Source organism: Desulfovibrio sp. OH1186_COT-070 (genome assembly GCF_003860215.1).
GTDB lineage: Bacteria > Desulfobacterota > Desulfovibrionia > Desulfovibrionales > Desulfovibrionaceae > Desulfovibrio.
Map to the genome: position 1 here is coordinate 1 of NZ_RQYH01000136.1, position 629 is coordinate 629.

Annotated in this window: 1 rRNA gene; it reads right to left on the bottom strand. The window is 48.3% G+C overall.

The annotated features are described in order from the left end of the window. Positions 1-629, bottom strand: a 23S ribosomal RNA gene (locus EII23_RS12240); the annotation flags it as partial.

A 629-nucleotide genomic window follows, 5' to 3' on the forward strand; every position in this document is an offset into this window, starting at 1 on the left:
TGAACTCTTGGGGGAGATAAGCCTGTTATCCCCGGGGTAGCTTTTATCCGTTGAGCGATGGCCCTTCCACTCGGTACCACCGGATCACTAAGTCCTAGTTTCCTATCTGCTCCACTTGTTGGTGTCGCAGTTAAGCTCCCTTTTGCCTTTGCACTCTTAGAATGATTTCCATCCATTCTGAGGGAACCTTTGAACGCCTCCGTTACTCTTTAGGAGGCGACCGCCCCAGTCAAACTGCCCAACTGACAGTGTCCTTATACCCGATTCAGGGTATCAAGTTAGAAATTTAGTATCAAAAGAGTGGTATCCCAACATTGACTCCACGAAAACTGGCGCTCTCGCTTCTTAGTCTCCCACCTATCCTGTACATTTAATACCAAATTCCAATGCCAGCCTACAGTAAAGCTCCACGGGGTCTTTCCGTCCTATCGTGGGTAAGTCGCATCTTCACGACTACTACAATTTCACCGGATCCTTTGTTGAGACAGTGCCCAAATCGTTACACCTTTCGTGCGGGTCGGAACTTACCCGACAAGGAATTTCGCTACCTTAGGACCGTTATAGTTACGGCCGCCGTTTACTGGGGCTTAAGTTCTATGCTTCGATTGCTCTAACATTTCCCCTTAACC